The 7,418-nt window shown below is 54.0% G+C and carries 8 protein-coding genes; 6 read left to right on the top strand and 2 right to left on the bottom strand.

Annotated elements, in window-relative coordinates:
• Window positions 1–817, bottom strand: an 817-nt coding sequence (locus tag POTG_RS22000) for a transposase (RefSeq protein WP_009227058.1), incomplete at its 3' end; no start/stop codon positions are given.
• Window positions 818–1,429: 612 nt separating this feature from the next.
• Between POTG_RS22000 and POTG_RS22005 the strand changes: the two genes are divergently transcribed.
• The 4 genes from POTG_RS22005 to POTG_RS22020 are packed head-to-tail and all read left to right on the top strand — an operon-like array spanning window position 1,430 to window position 5,041.
• Window positions 1,430–2,065: a YIP1 family protein gene (locus POTG_RS22005; RefSeq protein WP_157273559.1), complete on the top strand. Its 636-nt coding sequence runs from the start codon at window positions 1,430–1,432 to the stop codon at window positions 2,063–2,065.
• Between the two features lie 29 nt (window positions 2,066–2,094).
• Window positions 2,095–3,162 carry an efflux RND transporter periplasmic adaptor subunit gene (locus tag POTG_RS22010; protein ID WP_232282376.1) on the top strand — a complete coding sequence of 356 codons (1,068 nt, stop codon included), beginning with the start codon at window positions 2,095–2,097 and terminating at the stop codon, window positions 3,160–3,162.
• Complete coding sequence (locus tag POTG_RS22015; RefSeq protein ID WP_009227061.1) at window positions 3,159–3,848, top strand: ABC transporter ATP-binding protein; 690 nt, start codon at window positions 3,159–3,161, stop codon at window positions 3,846–3,848. Before POTG_RS22010 ends, POTG_RS22015 begins: the two co-directional genes overlap by 4 nt.
• Window positions 3,845–5,041, top strand: a complete 1,197-nt coding sequence (locus POTG_RS22020) for an ABC transporter permease (protein WP_009227062.1) — start codon at window positions 3,845–3,847, stop codon at window positions 5,039–5,041. Before POTG_RS22015 ends, POTG_RS22020 begins: the two co-directional genes overlap by 4 nt.
• 81 nt (window positions 5,042–5,122) lie before the next feature.
• Here POTG_RS22020 and POTG_RS22025 read toward each other — a convergent pair whose 3' ends face one another.
• Window positions 5,123–6,028: an AraC family transcriptional regulator gene (locus POTG_RS22025; protein ID WP_009227063.1), complete on the bottom strand. Its 906-nt coding sequence runs from the start codon at window positions 6,026–6,028 to the stop codon at window positions 5,123–5,125.
• A gap of 278 nt (window positions 6,029–6,306) precedes the next feature.
• Between POTG_RS22025 and acpS the strand changes: the two genes are divergently transcribed.
• A complete protein-coding gene (gene acpS, locus POTG_RS22030; protein WP_009227064.1) occupies window positions 6,307–6,714 on the top strand; it encodes a holo-ACP synthase in 408 nt (135 codons plus the stop codon).
• Window positions 6,715–6,726: 12 nt separating this feature from the next.
• A partial coding sequence (gene mutY / locus POTG_RS22035; protein WP_009227065.1) for an A/G-specific adenine glycosylase occupies window positions 6,727–7,418 on the top strand: 692 nt, incomplete at its 3' end.

The following is a 7,418-nucleotide window of genomic DNA, read 5'->3' on the forward strand; positions in this document are numbered from 1 at the left end:
GCATATTATGACGCATTTCTTCCTCGGAAGGGGACATGCGCAGATGGCGGCGGACGGTGTATTCATTCAAATACGCCTGCAAATGTGTTAGCCCCAAGGCAATATACGTGCGCTTAAGCGAGTTCCACGCCGCTCTTACTTCTTTACGCAAAGGCAAATACAGCCGATAAGCCAAATGGAACGACTGAACGGTGGAGGTATGGACATCGATATGATCATGGATGAACGCGGCGAGATCATGCCGGTCGGCACGTTGTCCTCTTTTATGCGATATCAGCTGGATCTTCACCCGCTCCGGCTCGCCATATTCCGTGACCGTGCAGCCGGCTACAACCGCGGTGGCATATGGCTGAGCAGCCGGATGATAACGCGACGAATCATACGCATACTGATCGCAGTTTACCTTCACGTCTCCAGAGAGCAGTTCCCGGGCATCGCATTCGCCGAGGGTATGACGGATTTTGTGCAGCATGAGCCAAGCGGTCTTGTAGGTAACTTCAATGACCTGACTCAACCGCAGCGCCGAGATGCCGTCGGGAAGCAGGAACAATTCGAGGGCTCGAAACCACTTCACAAGGGGCAGATGGGTTCTTTCAAAAATCGTGCCGACCAAAGGCGATGCCTGATAGCCGCATCGTCCGCACTCAAACAAAGGAAGGCGTCGGGAGGACAGGCGGGTGCACTCGCTATAAGCGCAGCGCGGGCAAACAAATCCGTTTGGCCACTTCATAGTGATGATCGCCTCAATGCAGTCCGCCTCACTTTGAAAACGGCTGCTGACAGGTTGAAGCAGCTCCGTATTCATACCTAACTCCATGTCCGATTCCTCCAATTCAAATCCTCTAACTCAATAAATGCGCACGTATGTTCTCTTTTTTTCATTATACCAAACATACGTTCTATTTACAAGAAAAAAATCCCAGAAAGTCATTCTTATCTTTATGGAAAAGGAAAGATCAGCTCCCCGGGGACCTCATTTCACTCCCGTCCATGGATCTCTCAATTCTGAGCAAAAGGGATAATTGTGCAAAGTGGAGCAGCAAGAAGATCTCCTTCCCCGATCCCCCGTTCTGAGCAAAAGGGATAATGGCGAAAAGAGTGGCGCGCGAGAAGGGCCCAAGGGGCAGGGGAAGCCAAGGGACGCCAGGGGACGTAAAGGGACGCCGATCTTTTACAATTTGAGTGAGCTTGGGCTTAGGTCCAGCAGTGATCCTAGTCTGTGGCGGAAATGGGACAGGAGGGTATAATGGCAGGGAAACCTAGCGAGCTTCCTATGGATGTGGTGTTCACGAGCTCTAGCATGAGTTGTAAATTGGGCCTAACTTGAATCTCTTTGCGACTTTGTTCGTATATATAACATAATTCTAGTCTTACATTTTATATGAAATGGAATGATGTTGGGAGATTTGAGGAGGAGGAGGGAGTTTCTATGAAAAACGTATTTACGATTTTTACAGCTCCGGTGGAAACGTTTAGGCGGGTGCGGGAGAGTAAGACCGCTTGGCTCTTTGCGCTTGCGGTGATGATCCTTGTCTCCGTTGTCGTGATCTACATGCAGATGCCGGTGCTGGAGAAGGAATTTCAACGGCAGATCCAAAGTCAACAGTTGGATGCCGCGATGCAGGCGACGTTTATGGCGACAGCGAAGACGTCTGCTTACGTGATGGGCGTAGTGATGCCGATTATCACGATTTTCGTGACAGGCCTGCTGTTGTTGCTGCTGAATTTAGTCGTGCGCGGTGAAGGCAAATACATGCAGTTTGTTTCCATCGCTGCTTATTCCGCTCTGCCGGGGCTGTTAGGCAGCTTGATCACGGGAATTATGATCATGACGATGGACGTGCAGTCCGTCACGGATGTTTCGCTGAGCTTGGGGGCCTTTATCTCCGATAAGTCCAGCCCAATGTACCAGTTCTTATCCTTGATCAATCCATTTTCGATTTGGGGGCTCGTACTGTATATTATCGGCTCTTCGGTCATGATGAAACGGCCTTACAAAACGGTGGCAGGTTGGATTATTGTAGCATGGCTCGTGTTATCGCTGGGATCGCTGTTGCTGGTTTAAGTCCGGAATTATACATAACAGGATAGGTGATGGACTTGTTGAAGAAAAAATGGTTTTGGGGCGCCATCGTCGGTTTGGCGGTCATCGCGTTGGTCGTTGCCAACCTGATTGGGTTGAATCGGGCAACTGAAGTGAAGGTTACCGCCGTAGAGATGGGCAAAATCGTCGAGCAAATCTACACGAACGGCAAGCTGGAGCCGGGACAGACGACCTCGGTGTACGCTCCGGCAAGCGGATTGGTGGAAGCGGTAAAGGTGAAGTCAGGCGATACGGTCAAGAAAGGGCAGGTTCTCCTTACGCTGAGCATGGAGCAAGTGCGGGAGCAACTGGAGAAGGAACGGATTAATCTGCAATTGACCGAAGCGGAACGACTGGCGGCCAAAAAGCAGCATTTTGAAAGCTTCAAGCAAGCGCGTCTCGAAAACCCGGACCTCGAACCGGAGGAGTTGGACCTTACCACCTATGATTTGCGTATTCGTTCCAGTCAGCTGACGATCCAATCCCTGGAGAAGCAGCTCGCCAATCAGCAGGTGCTAGCCCCAGCCGACGGCGTTGTCACCTCACTTGCGGTAAACGCAGGTCAAATGCTGGCCGAAGGCAGCGAAATCGCAACGATTGCCGATGTGAGCCGGCTTAAAGTAAGTGCATACCTGAATGAGCTGGATGCAGGCAAGGCGGAGCAAGGGATGAAGGCCGTGGTTACCGGTGAGGCTTTTTCGGACAGTTATGAGGGCAGTATCTCGTATTTGGCTCCTACGGCGGGGGTGACCGATCCAACATCCAAGGATACGTCGGTGGAAATGGAAGTCAGCCTGAATCAAGTATCGCCGGAGCTTCGTCCGGGGTATAACGTCACGGTAGAGATGGAGATTCCCGATAAGGAGCGGCTTCTTGCGCCAATCGACGCGGTTCAGTACGACGGTGAGCAGGTATACGTCTTTAAGGTTCAGGACGGTGTTGCCGTTAAGGTGCCGGTTACAACGGGGAAGGAAGGCGAGGATCAAATTGAATTGGTCTCCGGGGCGGCCGCAGGCGATCTGGTCGTGGTGGAAGGCGGCGACAAGCTGCAGGATGGCGCTAAGGTGAAGGTGAAATGATTACACTCAAAGGCATCACCAAAATATACAAAAACGGTCCCCTTGAGGTACAGGCTTTGACCCCCATTGATCTGCACATCGAGAAAGGCGAGTTCGTGGCCATCATGGGCTCATCAGGCTCGGGCAAATCAACGCTGATGAACATTATCGGCTGCCTGGACGTCCCGACCTCCGGCAGCTATGAGCTGGACGGAGCTCCGGTAGAGTCGCTGAGCGAGGAGGAGTTGGCACGCGTACGGAACCGGAAAATCGGGTTCGTTTTCCAGAGCTTTAATCTGCTGGGCCGGCAAACCGTGCTGCAAAACGTCACGCTGCCGATGATGTACGCCGGCATCCCCCGGGAGAAGCGCAACGAGCGGGCACTTGAGCTGCTTCGCAGGGTTGGGCTGGCTGAACGGGTTAAGCACCGCCCAAACGAGCTTTCCGGCGGTCAGAAACAGCGGGTGGCGATCGCCCGGGCGCTGACGATGAACGCACCGATCTTGCTGGCCGATGAGCCTACCGGGAACCTAGATACGAAATCGTCCTATGAAATCATGGATTTGTTCAAAGAAATTCACGCCGAAGGGACGACGATCGTGCTCGTTACCCACGAACCGGACATCGCCGAGCATGCCGACCGGATCATCACGTTTGGGGACGGACGGATCCTAAGCGACAAGCGTAAAGGGAGTGTTGGCGGATGAGCATTTGGGAGAGCATCCTTGTTGCCCTGGACAATCTCCGAATGAACAAGCTACGTTCCTTCCTGACGATGATCGGCATCGTTTTTGGCGTCGCTGCGGTGGTCACGGTTGTGTCTATTGGCCAGGCTGGACAAAGCTCGATTATGTCGGAGATTTCTAACTATGAGGATGGGTATTTTCTGATCTATCCGAACTATAACAACGGAGAACCCGAGGACAATACCTATTTCCGGCAGCGTGAATTGGCAGAGATTCGTAAGCTCCCGGGGGTCCGTTACGTTTCGTCGTCGTCTTCCTATGGGATGACCGGTAAGCTTAAGAAGGAAGAGCTGCAATTTAGTATCACTGGGACGACCTCGGATTCGCCTAAAATGCAGAAAATCGATGTGGTGGCGGGCAGGTTTTTTAACTCACAAGAGGAGCGGGCGCGTCAAAAAATCCTTGTAGTTGAGGCCAAATATGCCAATAAAGCGTTTGGTTCCCCGCAAGGGGCAATCGGCCGGAAAATCCAATTATCCGGAGGGATGTTCCGGATTGTTGGGGTGTACAAGGCGCCGGAGAGCCTCATGAGCAGCTTTGGCGGAGAGCGTTACTCCGCTTACACACCGATTACGGCTATGCTGGACGGGGAAGGGGCAAGCGATCGCTTAAGTATGCTCGAGATTCTGCCCACATCGCCGGAGAGAATGGATGAAACGGTGGAGACGGTCAAGTCCTGGCTTGCGGACCGGAAAAACGTAAGCAAGGATGCTTATGTCACGGAATCGGCAAGGGATGCGGAACAAATGATAAAAAGCACGTTCTCCATCCTGCAAACGATCATCGGTTCTATCGCCGGCATCTCCCTGCTTGTCGGGGGGATCGGGGTCATGAACATCATGCTGGTCTCCGTCACGGAACGGACCCGGGAAATCGGGATCCGCAAAGCGATTGGCGCGACGCCGGGGACGATCATGCTCCAGTTTATGATCGAAGCGGTCATCCTCTCGTTTATCGGGGGCACGATTGGCGCCCTGTTAGGGTTATTGGCGGCCTGGGTGTTCGCTTTGATCTCGGGGTGGCCGTTTGTCATCTCGATTTGGGCGATTTTGCTGGCCTTTGGATTTTCGGCTGCGGTGGGTATTTTCTTCGGCTTGTACCCAGCCAACAAAGCCTCCAAGCTGCACCCTATCGAATCGCTGCGTTACGAATAACAAAACAACCCGGTTCTCCGTTGGGTGGAGCCGGGTTGTTTCTTTTTGTTGCGGGTTACTATGATGTTGGGGGCAACGGGGTTACGCCTTTGCTCCGGATGGCTGAACCGGGATATAAATGTCGATCTGTTTACCTTCCTTCGGCCAGCAGCGTTCATCATACCATTCAAAATCGGGCGCAGCCACTTGCTCGTAGCCGGACGTCGGGAACCAGCTCGTAAAGATTTCGTCCCATGTCTGCTGAATGGACGAGGAGAAATCGGCTTCACCTGCTGGCGGAGTGGTGAAGATCGCATAGGTTTGCGCTGGGACCCGATACTCGGTGAGTCCTTCCTGAACCTCGGTTGTTTCGTCGACTTCAAAGCCGATGATATAGCGGAACGTGCCGTCTTCATCGAGGGCGGTGCAGACGCCGAGTTCAACATTTGGATGGAGTTTGCCGGGGACGCGGGAGCCCCATTGTTCATGCATATATTTTTGCCAGAACGCTGGAATGTCCTTGTGATTTTGTCCATCCTCCGTGGTTGTTTGGATTGCGAAACCCAGGATGCGCTTAGCTGGAATCTGTTCAATACGGTATTGCATGACATACTCTCCCCAATCATAAGTAATTTGAGCAACGAAATCTCGAAGCGGATTGGCCCTGGGTACCAGGTATGGCGGGCGGCCGCGGCGGCGGCATTCCGTAGGCAGGATTCCGTACATTTTCCGGAAGGCCCGGGTAAAGGCCTCATGGGAACCAAAGCCGCAGCGCAGCGCGATGTCGACTATCTTCAGATCTGAATGTGCCAGGAGTTCGGCTGCTAGAGACAATCTGCGCTTTCGGATATAAGACGTCATCGTCTCGCCGACGAAAAACAGGAACGTGCGATGAAAATGGTATTCCGAGTAAAACATCGCCTTGGCCACCTCAGCCAACGTGAGCCCCTCGCCTAGCCGTTCTTCGATATAATCGATGCTTTTTTGAATGGTGTTGATTTGATTCATAACTGCCTCCAGACCGGTCTATGGTTCAAGTATAGCGGACCGAAAAATTGGCTTCTTGATCATTCTTGCGGTTGGGAAGATAAGCTAGCTTCAGTATAGCATAGGGGAAGGGGAGGAGCAGTGCCGCTTGTCTCCCGTTTGGCCGGTGATTTGTCAATCCCTGTGGCAAGACTCGCGCCTCCCCCCGTTCCCTGCTACAATGGGGGAAGCGACCGTTTATGGGCTTGACTCGGACGGGGCGCATGGAGAGAAGTTTTTGAAGGAAGAAGGGCTGCCTGTTGATTTTCGGAATCGGACATGACATCGTCGAAATCCAGCGCATGGAGCGCTTGTTAAACAAGTCGAACGGCGAACGGCTGCGCCGGCGGATCTTAACCGTGGCGGAGCTGGAGCTGCCTGGACAAGCTGCCCGACCGGCGGAGTTCTTGGCGGGGCGGTTTGCGGCGAAGGAAGCCGTCAGCAAGGCGTTTGGCTGTGGCATCGGTCAGGTGCTAAGCTTTACTGATATCGAGATTTTGCCCGATGCGCACGGGAAACCGTTTGTGACACTGACGCCGGGAGCCTGGGAACGACTTGGTCTGTCTGGTGTCGGCCGACCGGAGGGCAGCGGGTATACCATACATCTTAGCATTACGCATGAGCGGCAACTGGCTTCGGCCTTTGCCGTGGTGGAACGCGTGGAATAGAAGGAGAGCAGGATGCGGGGAAACAGGGAAACACGGGTATTTTTCAGTACAGAACTGCTTAGTTGGTATGAGCGGTCGAAGCGGGACTTGCCTTGGCGCAGGCATCGCGATCCTTATTATATTTGGGTGTCGGAAATTATGCTGCAGCAGACGCGTGTGGATACGGTGATTCCGTATTTTCAGCGGTTTATCGAGCGGTTTCCGACGATTCGGGATCTGGCAGAGGCGCCGGAGGAAGAGGTGCTGAAATGCTGGGAGGGCCTTGGCTATTATTCGCGGGCCCGCAATCTGCAGGCCGCGGCCAAGCAGGTGATGGAGCGGCACGGAGGGATCGTGCCGGATACCAAGGCGGAGGTATCCGCCTTGAAGGGGGTTGGCCCGTATACGACCGGGGCGATCTTGAGCATTGCTTTTAACCGCCCGGAACCGGCGGTGGACGGTAACGTCATGCGGGTGCTGTCGCGCTACTTCCTCATCGAGGAAGACGTCGCGAAGGCTGGGACACGCACCCTCATGGAGGAGCTGGCCGCGGAGCTGATCCCGGAAGGGCGGGCCTCCGATTTTAATCAGGCTTTGATGGAGCTGGGCGCGCTTGTCTGCACGCCTAAGTCGCCGCAATGCCTGATCTGTCCGGTGATGGCCCGCTGCGCCGGCCGGCTCGAAGGCGCGGAGGAGCGCCTGCCGGTCAAGAGCAAGGCGAAGCC

It is taken from the genome of Paenibacillus sp. oral taxon 786 str. D14 (genome assembly GCF_000159955.1).
GTDB classification, from domain to species: Bacteria; Bacillota; Bacilli; order Paenibacillales; family Paenibacillaceae; genus Fontibacillus; species Fontibacillus phoenicis.

What these genes read in the sequence shown, in the direction of transcription:
- POTG_RS22010 (WP_232282376.1), top strand. Translation starts at nt 2,095, where the DNA reads ATGGACTTGTTGAAGAAAAAATGGTTTTGGGGCGCCATCGTCGGTTTG.
- POTG_RS22005 (WP_157273559.1), top strand. Translation starts at nt 1,430, where the DNA reads ATGAAAAACGTATTTACGATTTTTACAGCTCCGGTGGAAACGTTTAGG.
- POTG_RS22025 (WP_009227063.1), bottom strand. Translation starts at nt 6,028, where the DNA reads ATGAATCAAATCAACACCATTCAAAAAAGCATCGATTATATCGAAGAA.
- POTG_RS22020 (WP_009227062.1), top strand. Translation starts at nt 3,845, where the DNA reads ATGAGCATTTGGGAGAGCATCCTTGTTGCCCTGGACAATCTCCGAATG.
- POTG_RS22015 (WP_009227061.1), top strand. Translation starts at nt 3,159, where the DNA reads ATGATTACACTCAAAGGCATCACCAAAATATACAAAAACGGTCCCCTT.